Source organism: Streptomyces sp. NPDC030799, from assembly GCF_055572255.1.
This window is the reverse complement of record NZ_JBVIDS010000004.1, coordinates 251179-267947: the sequence shown is the minus strand read 5'-3', so window position 1 is coordinate 267947 and position 16769 is coordinate 251179. Positions and strand designations below refer to the sequence as shown.

Here is a 16769-nt window from a genome sequence, read left to right as displayed (position 1 = left end):
TGCCCATGAACAGCGAGGTGAGAGATGCAGTTCACCACCCGGCCCACCCTGCAGGGCACCTTCGGCATGGTGTCGTCCACCCACTGGCTGGCCTCCCAGTCGGCGATGGCGGTGCTGGAGAGCGGCGGGAACGCCTTCGACGCCGCCGTGGCCGGGGCGTTCGTGCTGCATGTGGTCGAGCCGCATCTGAACGGGCCGGCCGGAGAGGTACCGATTCTGCTCGCCCCGGCGGGCGATGCGGTGCGGGTGTTGTGCGGGCAGGGGGTCGCCCCGGCCGGGGCCACCGTCGCCCACTACCGGGGGCTCGGGCTGGACCTCGTACCCGGCACCGGACCGCTCGCGGCCGCCGTGCCCGGCGCGTTCGACGCCTGGCTGCTGCTCCTGCGCGACCACGGCACGAAGGCCCTGGACGACGTCCTGCGGTACGCCATCGGATACGCCGAGCACGGGCACGCGCCCGTGGAGAAGGCCGCCGCGACCGTGGAGACCGTACGGGAGCTGTTCGAGACCGAGTGGACCTCGTCGGCCGAGGTGTACCTGCCCGGCGGCCGGGCGCCCCGGCCCGGTGAACTCTTCCGCAATCCCGCGCTCGCCGCCACCTGGAAGCGGCTGCTGGCCGAGACCGCGGGCGCCGGTGACCGGGAGGCCCGGATCGACGCCGCGCGCGAGGTGTGGCGCTCGGGATTCATCGCCGAGGCCCTGGTACGGCAGTCCCGGCGGCCCACGATGGACACGAGCGGGATGCGGCACACCGGCACGCTCACCGAGGCCGACCTCGCCGGCTGGTCGGCGACCTACGAGACCCCGGTGACCTACGACTGGAACGGCTGGACCGTGTGCAAGGCCGGCCCCTGGAGCCAGGGCCCCGCACTCCTGCAGCAGCTCGCCCTGCTCCCGGCCGAGCTGCCCGCCTACGGCTCCGCCGAGTACGTCCACCTGCTGATCGAGGGCTGCAAACTCGCCATGGCCGACCGGGAGGCCTGGTACGGGGACGCCGCCGAGGTACCGGTCGCCCAACTGCTCTCGGACGGCTACAACACCGGCCGGCGGGCCCTGGTCGGTGCCAAGGCCTCCTGGGAACTGCGGCCCGGCAGCCCCGGCGGACGCACCCCGCGGCTCCCGGCGCAGGCGCACGCGCGCGTGGAGACCGGCAACGAGCGGGGTTTCGACCCGATGGGCGCGGGCGAGCCGACGGTCGCACAGCTCCCCGGCGAGCCTCAGGTGGCCGCCGACGGCACGACCCGCGGCGACACCTGCCACCTGGACGTCGTCGACCGCTGGGGCAACATGATCGCGGCCACGCCCAGCGGCGGCTGGCTGCAGTCGAACCCGGTCGTGCCCGAGCTGGGCTTCCCGCTCGGCACCCGCCTGCAGATGACCTGGCTGGAGGAGGGCCTGCCGAACTCCCTCACCCCCGGCCGCCGCCCGCGCACCACCCTCACCCCCTCCCTCGCGCTGCGCGACGGAGTGCCGGTCCTGGCCTTCGGCACGCCCGGCGGCGACCAGCAGGACCAGTGGCAGCTGCACTTCTTCCTCGCCGCGGCCCTGCGCGCCCCGGTCCGCGGCGCCCTCGACCTCCAGGGCGCGATCGACGCACCGAACTGGCACACCGACAGCTTCCCCAGCTCCTTCTATCCGCGCGGCCGCCACCCCGGCAGCGTCACCGTGGAGTCCCGCATGGCCCGCGGCGTCATCGAGGAGCTGCGGCGGCGCGGCCACGACGTCACCATCGGCCCCGCCTGGTCCGAGGGACGCCTGTGCGCGGTGGCCCGGGACCCGGTGACCGGCGTGCTGTCGGCGGCGGCCAACCCACGCGGGATGCAGGGGTACGCCGTCGGCCGCTGACCGATCATCCGGCACCCGTTCTTCATCCCGATTCCACCGGGCGTGCACCGGGCGGGCGGGGATTGTCAGTGGGGCGTGCTCTCATGGAGGCATGATCGAAGAGACGGAAACCATCGACGAGTTTCTCGACCGGTGCTCGGCCGACGTGGAGGAGGCGGTCCGCAAGGCGGCCGCGGCCGAGATCCTGCCCCGCTTCCGCCGCCTCGCCGAACACGAGGTGGACCAGAAGAGCGGCCCCCACGACCTGGTGACGGACGCAGACCGGCTCGCCGAGCTGCGGCTCACCCAGGACCTCGGCGCCCTGCTGCCCGGCTCGGTCGTGGTCGGCGAGGAGGCGGTGCACGCCGACCCGGCGACGTACGCCGCGCTCCAGGGCGACGCGCCGGTCTGGATCGTCGACCCGGTCGACGGCACCCGCCAGTTCGTGCACGGTGACGACGGGTTCTGCACCCTGGTCGCGCTCGCCCACCGGGGCGTCGTCCGCGCCTCCTGGACCTACGCAGCGGCGCGCGACCAGCTCGCCACCGCGGTCCGTGGCCGGGGCGCCTTCCTCGACGGCGAGCGGCTGTTCGCGGGCACGCCGACGCCCGGCCGGGACCTCGTCGTCGCCACGTCCCACCCGGACTACACCACCGACGAGCAGAAGCGCGCCCTGCGTGCCCTGTGGACCGACGGCCTCGCCCCCCGCCCCTGCGGTTCGGCGGGCCTGGAGTATCTCGCCGTCGCCCGGGGCGAGTTGGACGCCGTCGCCTTCTCCTGGGAGGCGGCATGGGACCACGCGGCCGGCCTGCTCCTCGTCGAGGAGGCGGGCGGCACGCATCTCACCCGCGCCGGCGAGCCGTTCCGCGTGACCGGCGGCAACGCGCTGCCGTTCACGGCGGCCCGGGACACCGCGACCGCCCACCGACTGACCGAACTGCTGCGCACGACCCCCTGAGGCCCAGGCCTGCCCGCCCCGGTCCGCGGCGGTCGGGGGCTCGCGGTTCGCTGTGTGGGGCGAATGGGGGTGCGGTTGTGTTTGCGTTCGCTGGTTGTCCGGCGGTCGGGGGGCTGACGGTCGGCTGGGCCCGGCGGCCGACGACCGGCGGGCCCGTGCCGTCGCGTCGGATCCGTTCTCGGTGGTCGGGTGCGGGTGACGGTCGGGGCTTGGCGCTCGGCTGGGAGCGGCGCACGGCAAGGCCGTGGCGTTCCGGTCTGTCCTCCTCGGGGGCGAGGCGGCCGTGGCGTCCGGTCCGCCCCTGCCACCGGGCGGCCGGGAGGTGCTCGCGGGTCCGCCGGGCCCCGCCGGGTACGGCTCCTCTCGGCCCCGCCCGCGGGCCGGAACCGGTCGCACGGACCACCCGGACGGGGAGAGCGTCAGTCCTCCGGCATATCCTGGCCCCGAGTGGCCATCGGCTGACGAAGGGGTCCGAAGGTGCCGTCGATGCTCGATGCGGTCGTGGTGGGTGCGGGACCGAACGGACTGACCGCTGCCGTGGAGCTGGCCCGCCGCGGCTTCTCCGTCGCGCTGTTCGAGGCGAGGTCCACCGTGGGCGGCGGCGCCCGCACCGAGGAACTGACACTGCCCGGCTTCCGGCACGACCCGTGCTCGGCCGCCCACCCCCTCGGCATCAACTCACCGGCGTTCCGCGCCCTGCCCCTGGACCGCTACGGCCTCCAGTGGCTGCATTCCGAGCTGCCGATGGCGCACCCCTTCCTCGACGGCAGCGCGGCCGTGCTCGCCCGCTCGGTCGCCGAGACGGCCGCCTCCTTCGGGCCGCGCGACGCGGGCGCGTACCGCAGACTGGTCGAGCCGTTCCTCCACCACTGGGACACCCTCGTACAGGACTTCATGTCCCTGCCGCTCAGCGCGCTCCCGCGAGACCCCGTCACCCTGGCCCGCTTCGGTCTGACCGGGCTGCCGCCGTCCACCTGGCTGCTGCGCCGCTTCAAGGACGAGCGGGCCAAGGCCCTGTTCGCCGGTCTGGTCGCGCATGTGATCGCGCCGCTGAACGGCCTGGCCACCGGCGCCATCGGCCTGGTCTTCGCGCTGTCCGCGCACGCCCGCGGCTGGCCGGTGCCCCGCGGCGGCTCCCAGGCGATCTCCGACGCCCTCGCCGGCTATCTCAAGGACCTCGGCGGCGCCGTACACACCGACTACGAGGTCAAGCGGCTGGACGACCTGCCGCCCGCGCGGGCGTACGTCTTCGACACCTCGCCCACCGCTCTCGCCCGCATCGCCGGCTTCGGCGACCACTACCGCACCTACCGCTACGGCCCGAGCGTCTTCAAGATCGACTACGCGCTCGACGGCCCCGTGCCCTGGACCGCGCCCGAGGCCCGCGCCGCCACGACCGTCCAGATCGGCGCGAGCCAGGCCGAGATCTCCACCGCCCTGCGCGCCGCCGCCCGCGAGGGCCGCGCACCCGGCCGGCCGTTCATGATCACCGTGCAGCCCAGTGTCGTCGACCCGACCCGTGCCCCCGAGGGCAAGCAGGTCTTCTGGGCGTACGGCCATGTCCCGAACGGCTGGTCCGGCGACCTCACCGACGCCATGGAACGCCAACTGGAGCGCTTCGCCCCCGGTTTCCGCGACCGCGTCCTCGCCCGCGCGGTCTCCGGCCCCGCGGAGCTGGCCGCCCACAACGCCAACTACGTCGGCGGGGACATCGCCTGCGGCGCGGCGTCCGGACTCCAGCTGCTGCTGCGCCCGAGACCGTCCCTGTTCCCGTACCACACCCCGCATCCGGCCGTCTTCATCTGCTCCGCGGCCACCCCGCCGGGACCGGGCGTGCACGGCATGTCGGGGCACAACGCGGCCAAGGCCGTCTGGCGCAGACTGAGGCAGACATGACCACCATCACCCTCGTCCAGGGAGACATCACCCGGCAGAGCGCCGACGCGATCGTCAACGCGGCCAACTCCTCCCTCCTCGGCGGCGGCGGGGTCGACGGCGCGATCCACCGGCGCGGCGGCCCCGCCATCCTTCAGGAGTGCCGTGCCCTGCGCGCCTCCCGGTACGGCAAGGGCCTGCCCACCGGCCAGGCGGTCGCCACGACGGCGGGTGCACTGGACGCCCGCTGGGTCATCCACACGGTAGGTCCGGTGTACAGCCAGAGCGAGGACCGTTCGGAGCTGCTGGCCTCCTGCTACCGCGAGTCCCTGAAACTCGCCGGCGAACTCGGCGCCCGCACGGTCGCGTTCCCGGCGGTCTCCACCGGTGTGTACCGGTGGCCGATGGAGGACGCGGCCCGGATCGCCGTGGAGACGGTGCGGGCCACGGACACGGCGGTCGAGGAGGTTCGGTTCGTCCTCTTCGACGAGCGGGCGTACGAGGCGTTCGCCGCGCAGCTCCGCTGACCAGATCGCCGTGGGTTCCTGGCCCCCCGATGTCCGTGGTGGCGCAACCAGGCATGGCGGACTACGGACGGGTCAGGTGCCAGGCGTCCCCTGTGTGGTGACCTTCCCGACGCCTCCCAGGACGGTTAATCCTGAGGAGGGTTCGTCCCGTCAGGACAGTTCGCACAGGGTTCTGCCGAGCAGGGCCACGCCCTCGGCGATGGCTCCCGGAGCGGTGGCCGCATAGCCGAGGACGAGTCCGGGCGGGCCCGGCAACTGCCGGTGCCAGGACAGCGGTTGGCACTTCACGCCCCGTGCCAGCGCGGCGGCGGCCACCTCGGTGTCGGGTACGTCCGCCGCGTACGTGACCGTCAGATGCAGCCCGGCCGCGGCGCCGTGCACGGTCCCGCCGGGCAGGTGCTCGGCGAGGGCGGCGATCATCGCGTCGCGGCGGTCGCGGTGCCGGCGCCGCACCAGCCGTAGCCGTCGCTCCAGGTCACCGGAGGCCATCAGCCGGGCGAGCACCAGTTGCGGCAGCACGGGGTTGCCCAGATCGTTGAACCGCTTGGCGTCGACCAGGCCCGCACGAAGACGGGGCGGGGCCACCAGCCAGCCGATGCGCAGCGCCGGGGCGAGCAGCTTGGACACGCTGCCCATGTAGCACACCCGGTCGGCCAGCAGTGCCCGCAACGCGGGGACCGGCGGGCGGTCGTAGCGGTGCTCCGCGTCGTAGTCGTCCTCCAGGATCAGCCCGCCGTCCCGCGCCCAGCCCAGCAGTTCACGCCGGCGCTCGCCGCTGGTCACCACCCCCGTCGGGAACTGGTGGGCCGGCGTGAGCAGTACCGCCGGGGCGCCGGTCGCGCGCAACGCGTCCACCCGGACCCCGTCCTCGTCCACCGGCACCGGCGGGGTACCGAGGCCCCCGTTGCGCAGGTGCTGACGGCTCCCGAGCGAGCCGGGGTCCTCCACGGCGACGGTGTCGATGCCGTCCGCCCGCAGCACCTGGTGCAGCAGCGTGAGGGCCTGGGCGGTGCCCGCGACGATCAGCACTTCGTCCGGCTCCACCCGCACGCCCCGCATCCGCGCGAGCCAGTCGGCGACGGCCCGCCGCAGCGCGGGTGCGCCCCGGGGGTCGCCGTACCCGAGGTGCTCGGCGGCCAGGTCCGCCAGGACGGCACGCTCGGCACGCAGCCAGGCGGTACGCGGGAAGGTGGCCAGGTCCGGCCGCCCCGGGGTGAGGTCGACGACGGCCGGTGCGGTCCGCAGCGCGTCGAAGACATCGGCCTCGGGGACGCGGGAGGACGGCGTCGGTGTCCCGGACGTGGGGCGGGGTGATGCGGGGTGGGGCCGGGTGTCGGTCGGGCCGGGGGGCACGGTGCCGGGCACGCCGGTGTGCGGCGATCCGGGCGTGTGGACGGGCGGTGTCGCGGACGTGCCGGGAAGAGGGCTGCCCGGTGCGGTGTGCGCCGGGCCCTTCGGCGGCCCCCCACCTCTCAGCGGCCCCCCGTCCTCGGCAGACCCCCCGTCCTCGGCAGACCCCCCGTCCTCGGCAGACCCGCCGTCCTCGGCGGACCCGCCGTCCTCGGCAGACCCCCCGTCTGCCGCAGCCCCGCCGTCGTCCGGAGACCCCCCGTCTGCCGCAGCACCGCCGTCGTCCGGAGACCCGCCGTCCAAGACCCCCCGCGTCCGAGCGAACGGCGCCGGGACGAACGGGGCCGCGACCACCACCGTGCCCCCGCGGCGGCGGCCCTCCAGGTGGCCGTCCTCGGCGAGGCGGCGGTACGCCTCGGTGATCACCCCTCGGGAGACGTGCAGTTCGGCGGCCAGTACCCGGGTGGGCGGCAGTCTGCTGCCCACCGCCAGCCGGCCGTCCGCTATCGCCTGCCGCAACCGGCCCGCCAGCCACTCCGCCTTCCCGCCGGCGGGCACGTCACCGGCCGCCAGCTGCAGGAAGTCCGAGCCCCGCCCCGGGAGTTCACCTGTGGCGGGCATGAGTGTCCCCTCGTTCATCCTGCCGATGCTGCCATGCCGCCCGGCTCAGTCGCCGAAGACGAACTCAGGCGCGCCCCTGGTGAGCACGGCCGTCCCGGTGACCGCTCCCCAGTGCGCCGCCACCTCCTCCTGCACCGTCTTCAGCAGCTCGGATACGGTCTCCGCGCCGCCGTCGTGCATGGCCTCCGCCACCACCAGCACCCGGTGGGTGTGCTCCCCGACCGCCGAGTGGCCGCTCTGCCGGTGGGTCCAGCGCCGGGCGTGCGCCCGTCCCGCGGAGTCGACGAACGTCACCTCGCCGGGCGCGGGCCGCTCGACGCCACCGCCGAACGCCGTGTACGTCTCGTCGCCGACGGCCGGCCGCACCTCCAGCAGCGGCCCGGCGATCCGGTCGGCGTCGAGAACCGCCACCGGGACGGCGTACGCCACCGACAGCGCGTTGCACAGGTCGACCAGCGGATGGATGCGCGGCAGCGCCCCGTCCTTGCGCAGCCGCCGCAGCAGCGACTCCGAGGCGGACCGGTACTGCGTCGGCTTCACTCCCAGCCGGGTGAACGCCCGCCGCCAGGCCAGTACTTCGGGGAACTCGCCCTCGCCGGCGCCGGCCAGCCGGGCCCGGGCGCGGCTGGTGTACGCGGCGGCGCGCGGGCCGGTGTCCGCAGCGGCGCCGACGCCGGTGGCGTACAGCGCGCCGGAGGCCAGTTCGGGGAACGTGGCCCAGATGGTGTCCGCGTGCCGGAATCGCATGGTGAGGGTCTCCTCGGGGTCGCTCCTCGGGGTCGGGAACACCACCCTGCCGGGAGCGTGGTCCACTCACCAGAGCCAAAGTGGGTGCGTCTCACCGGTCCATAACCGCGGCCACGGGTTCACGACCGCGTTCACCGGTCCACGACCGCGCCGCGGGCGCCCGTGCCGCCGCCCCGGGAGCGGTGGACGACGTACGGACGCACGACGTGGCCGAAGGGGACGGCGAACGCGTGCACCGGACGGCCGAACGGCCACAGCGCGAACAGGGCCGGGGCGAGCAGCGCGTGGCACTGGTAGACGAGCGGTGCGTGCGCCATCGCCCGACGACCCGCTGAACCCGGCGCCGTAGCGGCCCGGGATTCCGGCGTCCGGGTGCCCGCCCGTCGTCTAGAGCTGTCCGGAAGGACGTGACAGACGCTTGCCCTCCCCCTCGCCCCTGGCCCGGCTGCCCGCGTGACATCATCGGCCGAGGTCAGGAACGCCGTCGTACGAGGAGCACGATGAACCCCGCTCTCACCGTCCCCCCGGCCGTCGGTGCCGCTCTGCTGGACGACTTCTCCCTGGAGATGACCGGCAAGGACGTGCCGCGGCTGGAGGAGGCGCAGGGCAGCATCCCGCGGGGCACCCGGATCAACATCACCTTCCTCGCCAACGAAGACCTCGGCATGCGGCTGGCGGCCGCCCGCGCGGTCAAGCGGCTCGGCTTCGTCCCCGTACCGCACATCTCCGCGCGCCGCCTGCCCTCCCGCGCAGCCCTGGAGGAGTTCCTGTCCGGGCTGTCCGAGGACGGCACGGCCGAGAACGTCTTCGTCGTCGGCGGCGACCCCGCCCACCCCGAGGGCCCCTACGAGGACGCCCTCGCCGTGCTGCGTACCGGACTGCTCCAGCGCCACGGCGTCCGCCACGTCGGTATCAGCGGCTACCCGGAGGGCCACCCCGCGATAACCGACCGCACACTGTGGTCGGCGCTCACGGACAAGGCGGCGGCCATCGGGGCGCACCGGTTCGGCGGCGACGTCATCACCCAGTTCGGCTTCGACGCCGACCCGGTCCTCACCTGGCTGGAGGCCGCCCGCGCCCGGGGCGTGCACCTGCCCGTCCGCATCGGTGTGCCCGGACCGGCGGGCGTGCGCCGGCTGCTCGGCTACGCCACCCGCTTCGGCGTCGCCACCAGCGCCTCGGTCGCCCGCAAGTACGGTTTCTCGCTGACCAACCTCATGGGCACGACCGGCCCGGACCGCTTCCTGCACGCGCTCGCCCGCCGCTACGACCCCGAGCGGCACGGCGCGGTGAAGGTGCACTTCTACACCTTCGGCGGGCTGCGGCACACCGCGGAGTGGGTCACCCGCTTCCGGCAGGAGACCCCCGCCTAGGGGGTGTCGGCCGGCCTGATCCAAACGACACCCCCTGGGCCGCGGCACGGCTCCACGGCGGCCGACCCCCGGCTTGCACCGGCCCCCGGGCATCCCTCGCACCCCACCCCGGATTCGGGAACCGGGCAGGCCGGCGGAGGCTGGTGTCGGATTTCCGCCAGCACGGGCTGCCCCGGGTGGCCGATGCTGGAGGCATGCAGACAGCGACCCACCTCGACCGTGAGCACTGCGTACGCGCCGTGCAGTCCAAGGATGCACGGTTCGACGGGTGGTTCTTCACGGCGGTTGTGACCACCCGGATCTACTGCCGGCCCAGCTGCCCCGTCGTCCCGCCCAAACCGGAGAACATGACGTTCTACCCGAGCGCGGCCGCCTGCCAGCAGGCCGGGTTCAGGGCCTGCAAGCGCTGCCGCCCGGACACCAGCCCGGGCTCGCCGGAGTGGAACCAGCGCGCCGACCTGGTGGCCCGCGCCATGCGGCTCATCGCCGACGGCGTCGTGGACCGCGAGGGCGTGCCCGGCCTCGCCGTCCGGCTCGGCTACAGCACCCGCCAGGTGGAGCGGCAGTTGCTCGCCGAACTGGGCGCAGGACCCCTCGCGCTCGCCCGTGCCCAGCGCGCCCAGACCGCGCGGCTGCTCATCGAGACCACCCCACTGCCCATGGCGGAGATCGCCTTCGCGGCCGGATTCTCCTCCATCCGCACCTTCAACGACACCGTCCGCGAGGTCTTCGCCCTGACCCCGAGCGAGCTGCGCACCCGAGCGCCCGAGTCCGGGACCGGCACACCCGGCGGGATCAGCCTGCGGCTGCCGTTCCGCGCCCCGCTCAACCCCTCCAACCTCTTCGGCCACCTCGCCGCCACGGCCATACCCGGCGTCGAGGAGTGGCGGGACGGCGCCTACCGGCGCACGCTCCGGCTGCCGTACGGCCACGGGATCGTCGCGCTCACCCCCCGCCCCGATCACATCGCCTGCCGTCTCACCCTGAGCGACCTGCGCGACCTGACCGTGGCGATCAGCCGCTGCCGCCGCCTGCTCGACCTGGATGCCGACCCCGTCGCCGTCGACGACCACCTGCGCACGGACCCGTTCCTCGCGCCCCTGGTCGACAAGGCGCCCGGCCGCCGTGTGCCACGCACGGTCGACGAGGCCGAGTTCGCCGTCCGTGCCGTACTCGGGCAGCAGGTGTCCACGGCCGCCGCCCGCACCCATGCGGCCCGCCTGGTCACCGCGCACGGCAAGCCCCTGGACGACCCCGAGGGCGGCCTCACCCACCTGTTCCCGTCCCCCGAGGCCTTGGCCGCCGTCGACCCCGGGACGCTGGCGATGCCCCGCACCCGGCGCACCACCTTCACCACCCTCGTCCGCGAACTCGCCGACGGCACCCTCCACTTGGGCGTCGAGAGCGACTGGTCCGAGGCCCGCGCCAGGCTCCTCGCCCTCCCCGGCTTCGGCCCCTGGACCGTCGACGTCATCGCCATGCGCGCCCTCGGCGACCCCGACGCCTTCCTCCCCACCGACCTCGGCATCCGGCGCGCGGCGGGGGAGCTGGGCCTGCCGTCCACCCCGGCCGCGCTCACCGCCCGCGCCGAGGCATGGCGGCCGTGGCGGGCGTACGCGGTGCAGTACCTGTGGGCGACCGACAGCCATCCGATCAACTTCCTCCCCGTGTAAGAAGGTTGCACCCGTGACTTCCATGACAGCCGCGACATCCGTGGCCTGCCACACCGTGATCGACAGCCCCTACGGCCCGCTCACCCTGGTCGCCGACGCCGACGGCGCCCTGTGCGGGCTGTACATGAACGGCCAGCGGCACCGCCCGGCCGAGGAGAACTTCGGCCCGCGGGACGACACCCCGGCCGTCTTCGCCGAGGCCGGGGAGCAGCTGACGGCGTACTTCGCGGGGGAGTTGACGCAGTTCACCGTCGAACTCGCCCTTGGGGGAACGCCGTTCCAGCGCAGCGTCTGGGCACAGCTCACCCGCATCCCCTACGGCGAGACCCGCACCTACGGCGAACTCGCCGACGCCCTCGGCAGCCCCGGTGCCTCCCGTGCCGTGGGCCTGGCCAACGGGCGCAATCCCGTCGGGATCATCGTCCCCTGCCACCGCGTCATCGGCTCCGACGGCAACCTCACCGGCTACGGCGGCGGCCTGGACCGCAAGCGCCGGCTGCTGGACTTCGAACGCGGCACGGCCCTCTTCTGAGCAGGAGACGGCCCTCTTCCCGCTCCTCGACCCATGGCCGGCTCCGGCGGCGTGCGGTCCGCCGGAGGCCGCGACGGGCACGTCAGCCGAGGAGCCGGACCGGGGCGCCGTCGAGATAGGCCTGGATGTCCTCCACGGCCTGGCCGTAGTAGCGCGCGTAGTTGGCGCGGGACACATAGCCCAGATGCGGGGTGGCCAGCAGGCGCGGCGCGCTGCGCATCGGGTGGTCGGCGGGCAGCGGTTCCACGTCGAAGACATCGACACCGGCGCCGGCGATACGGCCCTCGTGCAGCGCGGCGAGCAGCGCGTCCTGGTCGACGATCGCGGCCCGCGAGGTGTTGATCAGGTAGGCGGTCGGCTTGAGCAGGGAGAGTTCGGCGGCGCCGATCAGCCCGCGGGTCCGGTCGCTCAGCGAGAGGTGTACGGACACGAAGTCGCTGCTCGCGAGCAGTTCCTCCTTGGAGGGGGCGAGGCGTACGCCGGCCTCGTCGGCGCGCTCCTCGGTGAGGTTCTGGCTCCAGGCGACGACCTCCATCCCGAAGGCGAGCCCGACCTGCGCCACCCGGCTGCCGATCCTGCCCAGGCCGAGCAGCCCGAGCGTACGGCCGTGCAGGTCGGCACCGACGGTGGACTGCCAGGGGCCGCCCGCGCGCAGCGCGTTGTTCTCCTCGACGATGCCGCGGGCGAGGCCCAGCAGCAGGGCCCAGGTCAGCTCGACCGGCGGTGTGCCGGAGCTCTCCGTCCCGCACACGGTGACGCCACCCGCCTTCGCCGCCGCGTGGTCGATCACCGAGTTGCGCATACCGGAGGCGATCAGGAGCCTCAGCCGGGGCAGCCGGTTCAGCAGACTCGCCGGGAACGGCACACGCTCGCGCAGTGTGACCACACAGTCGAAGTCGGCGAGCGCGGCGGCGAGTTCGTCCTCGCTCGCGAAGTGCTCACCGAACGAGACGACTTCAACGCGGTCGCCCAGCACCGACCAGTCGGCGGACGTGACCGCCACGTTCTGGAAGTCGTCGAGTACGGCGCAGCGGAATCGCATGTCGTTCCTCCCGGAGAATTGCGCTGTCGGAGCACAGACACGGGTGGCCGCCCGGCCGGGCGGCCACCGCAGGAAGATCTTGCCCCTACCGGTCGACGGGCCGGGCGAGGGGGGCGCCGACGGACAGCGACGGGGTGCGCAACCGGGCCCCGGACGCTGTCGAAGCGTCATGTACCCGAGCGGGAGCGGTGCGGTGGAAAGCAGGTTGCAGCGGAAACTCCGGGAGCACCGGGAAAAGGCCGCGCTGAAGATCATCGAGGACAGGCTCGGCGATGTGCGCACCGGCGGCAGCCTTCAGCCGGGTGCGGAGCCGGAGTGGGTGACGGCTGCGATCAGGCGATCCCGGTGCATCCACACGGCCCCGACCGACCGGCTTCCCGACGACACGTCGCCGGAGGAACTCGACGCGTGGCTGGACGGGTTGCTGACCCGGACCTCCATGAGCGGCCGGCTCTACGTGAGGAGCCATCTCGGTACCTTGCCCTGGCTGGAGTGCGAGGTCCCCGGGCAAGGCTGGACGGCCCGATTGCGGAAGGCGATCGAGGATCCGTGGATGTTCCTGTCGGGGACACTGGACTCCCTCGTCATCGTGTCCGAGGCCGAGTACTGGTACGAGGCCTATGTGAGCTGCGGCGGCCCCTGACGGATGATCAGGCGGGCGCCGTGGTCGGCGACGCCGACGGGGTCCAGCCGTTCGCCGAACATCACCGTCGCCGACTTCCGGATCTTCTGGACCTGCACTGCTCTGCAACAGAAGCGCCACAAGGGCGGCTGTTTCACTCGATCGTCGTGTGAGTGACATTGATGTGGGGCACGATGCGGACATCGCATGGAGCCGGGGGGCCGATCATGAACAGTGCACAGTGGGCAAGTTTGTTGGCCGGCATCGGCGGAGTGGTCGCTGGATCAATTGCCCCGATCTACGACAAGCACAAATCCAAGCTGGTGGGCCTGGGAGCTGTTCTGATTGTGGTCGCGTTGATCACTGGGGTGGTCGGGACCTTCAGTGGCGGTCGAGACAAGGTTGATGCACATCCCGGATCACGTTCGCCTTCGAGTGCTCCTTCGAAAAGTGCACCGGTGCCCACCACGCAGAGTGAGGTTCCCTCAGCAGCCGGCGTCTCGGAAACGCCGGACAGAACTCCGGAATCGGACCCGGCGCACGCGCTGGACAAGTACATGGACGCCCCACAGGACATCGAGGTTGGTGACGGAAATTACCTCGATGTTGACAGCATGCGTCTCGGTCGGGAAGGGGGACAGAATTACGACGTTCATTTGGATGGCGAGCGGCTCTTCTATGGCCAAACTTATGAGACGGCCGATACTACGGTGTCAGTAATCACCAATGACCTGGTCCCCGCGTGTGCTTCCCGCGGGCGCCCTGAGGACGTGGTTTTTCTGTATGAGATGCACGCGAATGAAAGCGTTTGCGTAAAAAGCAGCGCCGGGCGCTGGACTCTTCTTGTTCCCGTCAAATACGACAGTGACACTGCCGTGGAAACATTCCGGGTGGGCTATCTCAAGAATCCTACGTAACGGACGATACGGCTGCGTAAGGCCAAGACCGAAGGACGCCTTGAGGAGCCTAGAGCGTGCTCTCGGCGCTGAACCTGCGGAGGATTCTGGGCAGTGCGGTGCCGATCGGTTCCCGTACGACTTCGTCGGCGCGGTCGTCATACGGCGTGGGCTCGGCGTTGATGATGATCAGTCGGGCGCCGTGGTCGGCGGCGAGGCCTGCGAGGGCAGCGGCGGGCTGCACCTGGAGGCTGGTACCGACGGCGATGAACACCTGGCAGGCTTTGGTGATGGCCACGGCTTCGCCGAGCACCATGGGGTCGAGCCGTTCGCCGAACATCACCGTGGCCGACTTGAGGATGCCGCCGCACTCCAGGCACGCCGGGTCCTCCTCTCCGGCCTCGACACGGGCGAGGGCGTCCTCCATCGGCCCGCGCGCGCGACACTTCGTACAGACCACGCTCCGTGCGCTGCCGTGCAGTTCGAGCACCTTGCGGGCGGGCATGCCGGCGAGCTGATGGAGTCCGTCGACGTTCTGTGTGATCACCCTGACCGGTATCCCGGACCGCTCCAGCTCGGCCACGGCCCGGTGTGCGGCGTTCGGCTGGGCCTGGAGCGTGCGGTTCTTGCGCCGCATCTGCCAGGAGCGCCGCCGGATCTCCGGGTCCGCCATGTAGTACTCGTACGTGACGAGCTTCTCGGCCTCCGGATCCCGCCGCCACAGTCCGTTCGGACCGCGATAATCGGGGATCCCCGAATCCGTGGAGACACCGGCACCGCTGAGCACGGCCACGAGAGGCTTGGTCATGCCGTCGAGGGTAGGCCGGGCGGGCGTGGCGCCGCGAACGGATAACGCCGCCCACCCCTCAGCCGAGCGTCGCCCAGCGCCGGCCCAGCACCCGTCGGCCGAGCAGCCGCAGCCCGAGCGCGGCCGCCGCGGCGGCGAGGGTGGGAAGGCAGGGCAGGACGATGGCGGCGTACGCGTCGTGGTCCCAGGTGCCCGACGGGCGGGTCACCAGTGCCGCCCGGCAGAAGAAGCCGGCGACGAGGGTGAGCAGGGTCAGCGGCACGGCGAGGACCAGGCGCAGGCAGCCGCGGTCGGTGTCGGCCCGACCGGGGTCGCTCATGCCACCCGGTGGCCGTTCTCCAGCTCCGCCGTGCCGGAGCCGGCCGTCAGGACGTCCAGTGCGGTCAGGACGCGGCGGCCGAGGGCGCCGGGCAGGTGGGCGGTGATCTCCTCGCGCGGGACCAGCCGCCAGGAGAGCAGTTCCTCCTCCTGCAGGCGGATCGCCTTGAGGTCGGCGTCTCCGAGGACACCGCCGTCGTACAGGTAGGCCACCAGCGGCGGGCGGCCCTCGCCGTGCGTCCAGTCCACGGCCAGCAGCCGGCCGAGCTGCCGGTCGAGCCCGATCTCCTCCAGCGTCTCCCGGCGGGCGCCCTGGCGCGGTGTCTCCCCGTCGTCCGACTCGATCGTGCCGCCCGGAAGCGCCCAGCCCTCGCGGTAGTTCGGCTCGACCAGCAGCACGCGCCCCTCTTCGTCCCGGAAGAGCGCGGCGGCACCGGCGAGGACGCGGGGCAGGCTCGCGATGTACGTGGCGAAGTCACCAGTCGTGGTCATTGGGGAAGGGTAACCAGCCGCCGTACGGCTATGGGGCCGCCGTCGCCAGGCGCACGGTGCGTTCCGCCAGCGCACTGATCCGAACGCCGTCGAAGCCGAACACCGCGCTCCGTACCGTGTCCTGAAGCGGGTCCTTCCACTGGGAAGGAATCGCCTCCGCGCCGGTGAGGACCCCGGCCACCGAGCCGGCCGTCGCCCCGTTGGAGTCCGTGTCCAGGCCGCCGCGCACGGTCAGCGTGATGGTCCGGGTGAAGTCGCCGTCACCGTACAGCAGCCCGGCGGTGAGGACCGCGGCGTTCGGGACGGTGTGGATCCAGCCGAGCCCGGCGGTCTCCGCGGACAGCGTGGCCAGGGTCTCCTCCCAGGGCAGCCGCGTCTCGTGCAGGGTCATGACGCGCCGTACGGTACGGGCGAGGCGGCTGCCGGCCGGGATGACGGCGAGCGCGCTCTCCAGCGCGTCCCGCACGCTCGGCGCGGTGAACGCCGCCGCGATCAGCGCGGCCGCCCACATGGCTCCGTAGACGCCGTTGCCCGTGTGCGAGAGCACCGCGTCCCGGCGGGCCAGGGCGGCGGCGCCGGCCGGGTCGCCGGGGCGGGTCCAGCCGTGCACGTCGGCGCGGATCAGCGCGCCGATCCACTCCTGGTACGGGTTGTCGTACGTCGCCGTCAGCGGCGGCTTCAGCCCGTTCGCGAGGTTGCGGTACGCCGCCCGTTCCGCGGTGAACGTCTGCAGGTACGGCAGCCTGAGCAGCCACAGGTCGCCGACCTGCTCGGTGCTGAAGCCGAAGCCGTGCGTCTCCAGCAGGTGCAGGCCGAGGATCGCGTAGTCGACGTCGTCGTCCCGGCAGCTGCCGTGGATCCGGCCGCGCACGCAGACACGCCACTCCGGGCGCAGTACGGCGGTCTCGGCCGGGTCGGCGGGCTCCGGCAGGTAGTCGGTGAGCGGCAGGGCCGCGGCCCCCCGCAGATAGCGGTCGATGCGCTCGCGGGTCCACACCTCGCCCTGCTCGACCGGCTTGCCGAGCATGTTGCCGGCGATCCGGCCCAGCCAGCCGCCGTGGATGCGGTCGGCGAGGGCGGCAGGTCCGGGGCGCTGGCTGGTCATGGCTGG

General features: G+C 73.0%; 17 protein-coding genes. 9 read left to right on the top strand and 8 right to left on the bottom strand.

Annotation, left to right across the window (positions count from 1 at the left end):
* Positions 1-24: 24 nt before the first annotated feature.
* The 4 genes from ACZ41I_RS12170 (at position 25) to ACZ41I_RS12155 (ending at position 5184) form a co-directional block, all read left to right on the top strand.
* The gene (locus tag ACZ41I_RS12170) at positions 25-1845 is read left to right on the top strand and encodes a gamma-glutamyltransferase family protein (RefSeq protein ID WP_468513996.1); all 1821 of its coding nucleotides are present in this window, start codon (positions 25-27) and stop codon (positions 1843-1845) included.
* Between the two features lie 91 nt (positions 1846-1936).
* A complete protein-coding gene (locus tag ACZ41I_RS12165; protein ID WP_363217050.1) occupies positions 1937-2782 on the top strand; it encodes an inositol monophosphatase family protein in 846 nt (281 codons plus the stop codon).
* Positions 2783-3259: 477 nt separating this feature from the next.
* Positions 3260-4678 (top strand): phytoene desaturase family protein, encoded by a 1419-nt coding sequence (locus ACZ41I_RS12160; RefSeq protein ID WP_363217052.1) that lies wholly within the window; start codon positions 3260-3262, stop codon positions 4676-4678.
* Entirely contained in the window at positions 4675-5184 is a 510-nt protein-coding gene (locus ACZ41I_RS12155) for an O-acetyl-ADP-ribose deacetylase (RefSeq protein WP_363217053.1), read from the top strand. The genes ACZ41I_RS12160 and ACZ41I_RS12155 overlap by 4 nt, the downstream gene beginning before the upstream one ends.
* Positions 5185-5334: 150 nt before the next feature.
* On the opposite strand, the gene ACZ41I_RS12150 is transcribed toward ACZ41I_RS12155, so the two are convergent.
* The 3 genes from ACZ41I_RS12150 to ACZ41I_RS12140 all read right to left on the bottom strand — a co-directional run bounded on the left by ACZ41I_RS12150 (position 5335) and on the right by ACZ41I_RS12140 (position 8219).
* Entirely contained in the window at positions 5335-7155 is a 1821-nt protein-coding gene (locus ACZ41I_RS12150) for an aminotransferase-like domain-containing protein (RefSeq protein ID WP_468513995.1), read from the bottom strand.
* Between the two features lie 45 nt (positions 7156-7200).
* Positions 7201-7902 (bottom strand): B3/B4 domain-containing protein, encoded by a 702-nt coding sequence (locus ACZ41I_RS12145; RefSeq protein ID WP_468513994.1) that lies wholly within the window; start codon positions 7900-7902, stop codon positions 7201-7203.
* 131 nt (positions 7903-8033) lie between these two features.
* A complete protein-coding gene (locus tag ACZ41I_RS12140) occupies positions 8034-8219 on the bottom strand; it encodes a respiratory nitrate reductase subunit gamma (RefSeq protein ID WP_468322733.1) in 186 nt (61 codons plus the stop codon).
* A 183-nt stretch (positions 8220-8402) separates the two neighbouring features.
* On the opposite strand from ACZ41I_RS12140, the gene ACZ41I_RS12135 reads away from it, so the two are divergent.
* The 3 genes from ACZ41I_RS12135 (at position 8403) to ACZ41I_RS12125 (ending at position 11480) form a co-directional block, all read left to right on the top strand.
* Entirely contained in the window at positions 8403-9275 is an 873-nt protein-coding gene (locus tag ACZ41I_RS12135; protein ID WP_399776656.1) for a methylenetetrahydrofolate reductase, read from the top strand.
* A 194-nt stretch (positions 9276-9469) separates the two neighbouring features.
* A complete protein-coding gene (locus ACZ41I_RS12130) occupies positions 9470-10948 on the top strand; it encodes an AlkA N-terminal domain-containing protein (RefSeq protein WP_468513993.1) in 1479 nt (492 codons plus the stop codon).
* Between the two features lie 40 nt (positions 10949-10988).
* Positions 10989-11480, top strand: coding sequence for a methylated-DNA--[protein]-cysteine S-methyltransferase (locus ACZ41I_RS12125; RefSeq protein ID WP_468514095.1), 492 nt, complete (start codon positions 10989-10991; stop codon positions 11478-11480).
* Between the two features lie 82 nt (positions 11481-11562).
* Here the strand turns inward: ACZ41I_RS12125 and ACZ41I_RS12120 are convergent, their stop codons facing one another.
* Complete coding sequence (locus tag ACZ41I_RS12120; RefSeq protein WP_468322726.1) at positions 11563-12522, bottom strand: D-2-hydroxyacid dehydrogenase family protein; 960 nt, start codon at positions 12520-12522, stop codon at positions 11563-11565.
* Positions 12523-12715: 193 nt separating this feature from the next.
* Here ACZ41I_RS12120 and ACZ41I_RS12115 point away from each other — a divergent pair, with 193 nt between their 5' ends.
* Together ACZ41I_RS12115 and ACZ41I_RS12110 are read left to right on the top strand one after the other, a co-directional pair.
* Positions 12716-13165: a hypothetical protein gene (locus ACZ41I_RS12115; RefSeq protein WP_468513992.1), complete on the top strand. Its 450-nt coding sequence runs from the start codon at positions 12716-12718 to the stop codon at positions 13163-13165.
* A gap of 206 nt (positions 13166-13371) precedes the next feature.
* Positions 13372-14061 (top strand): hypothetical protein, encoded by a 690-nt coding sequence (locus ACZ41I_RS12110; RefSeq protein WP_468513991.1) that lies wholly within the window; start codon positions 13372-13374, stop codon positions 14059-14061.
* 49 nt (positions 14062-14110) lie between these two features.
* Here the strand turns inward: ACZ41I_RS12110 and ACZ41I_RS12105 are convergent, their stop codons facing one another.
* From ACZ41I_RS12105 to ACZ41I_RS12090, 4 genes are read right to left on the bottom strand one after another with little or no spacing between them, the layout of a single operon-like run.
* The gene (locus ACZ41I_RS12105; protein WP_468322717.1) at positions 14111-14848 is read right to left on the bottom strand and encodes an SIR2 family NAD-dependent protein deacylase; all 738 of its coding nucleotides are present in this window, start codon (positions 14846-14848) and stop codon (positions 14111-14113) included.
* Positions 14849-14906: 58 nt separating this feature from the next.
* On the bottom strand, positions 14907-15167 hold the full coding sequence (locus tag ACZ41I_RS12100; protein ID WP_468513990.1) for a hypothetical protein: 261 nt from the start codon (positions 15165-15167) through the stop codon (positions 14907-14909).
* Positions 15164-15658, bottom strand: coding sequence for an NUDIX hydrolase (locus ACZ41I_RS12095; protein ID WP_363217066.1), 495 nt, complete (start codon positions 15656-15658; stop codon positions 15164-15166). Before ACZ41I_RS12095 ends, ACZ41I_RS12100 begins: the two co-directional genes overlap by 4 nt.
* A gap of 28 nt (positions 15659-15686) precedes the next feature.
* A complete protein-coding gene (locus ACZ41I_RS12090) occupies positions 15687-16763 on the bottom strand; it encodes an ADP-ribosylglycohydrolase family protein (protein ID WP_399766131.1) in 1077 nt (358 codons plus the stop codon).
* Between the last annotated feature and the right edge of the window lie 6 nt (positions 16764-16769).

Excerpts from the sequence above, each read along its gene's own strand:
- ACZ41I_RS12170 (WP_468513996.1), top strand. The coding sequence starts at position 25 with ATGCAGTTCACCACCCGGCCCACCCTGCAGGGCACCTTCGGCATGGTG.
- ACZ41I_RS12165 (WP_363217050.1), top strand. The coding sequence starts at position 1,937 with ATGATCGAAGAGACGGAAACCATCGACGAGTTTCTCGACCGGTGCTCG.
- ACZ41I_RS12155 (WP_363217053.1), top strand. The coding sequence starts at position 4,675 with ATGACCACCATCACCCTCGTCCAGGGAGACATCACCCGGCAGAGCGCC.
- ACZ41I_RS12150 (WP_468513995.1), bottom strand. The coding sequence starts at position 7,155 with ATGCCCGCCACAGGTGAACTCCCGGGGCGGGGCTCGGACTTCCTGCAG.
- ACZ41I_RS12145 (WP_468513994.1), bottom strand. The coding sequence starts at position 7,902 with ATGCGATTCCGGCACGCGGACACCATCTGGGCCACGTTCCCCGAACTG.
- ACZ41I_RS12140 (WP_468322733.1), bottom strand. The coding sequence starts at position 8,219 with ATGGCGCACGCACCGCTCGTCTACCAGTGCCACGCGCTGCTCGCCCCG.
- ACZ41I_RS12135 (WP_399776656.1), top strand. The coding sequence starts at position 8,403 with ATGAACCCCGCTCTCACCGTCCCCCCGGCCGTCGGTGCCGCTCTGCTG.
- ACZ41I_RS12130 (WP_468513993.1), top strand. The coding sequence starts at position 9,470 with ATGCAGACAGCGACCCACCTCGACCGTGAGCACTGCGTACGCGCCGTG.
- ACZ41I_RS12120 (WP_468322726.1), bottom strand. The coding sequence starts at position 12,522 with ATGCGATTCCGCTGCGCCGTACTCGACGACTTCCAGAACGTGGCGGTC.
- ACZ41I_RS12110 (WP_468513991.1), top strand. The coding sequence starts at position 13,372 with ATGAACAGTGCACAGTGGGCAAGTTTGTTGGCCGGCATCGGCGGAGTG.
- ACZ41I_RS12105 (WP_468322717.1), bottom strand. The coding sequence starts at position 14,848 with ATGACCAAGCCTCTCGTGGCCGTGCTCAGCGGTGCCGGTGTCTCCACG.
- ACZ41I_RS12100 (WP_468513990.1), bottom strand. The coding sequence starts at position 15,167 with ATGAGCGACCCCGGTCGGGCCGACACCGACCGCGGCTGCCTGCGCCTG.
- ACZ41I_RS12095 (WP_363217066.1), bottom strand. The coding sequence starts at position 15,658 with ATGACCACGACTGGTGACTTCGCCACGTACATCGCGAGCCTGCCCCGC.
- ACZ41I_RS12090 (WP_399766131.1), bottom strand. The coding sequence starts at position 16,763 with ATGACCAGCCAGCGCCCCGGACCTGCCGCCCTCGCCGACCGCATCCAC.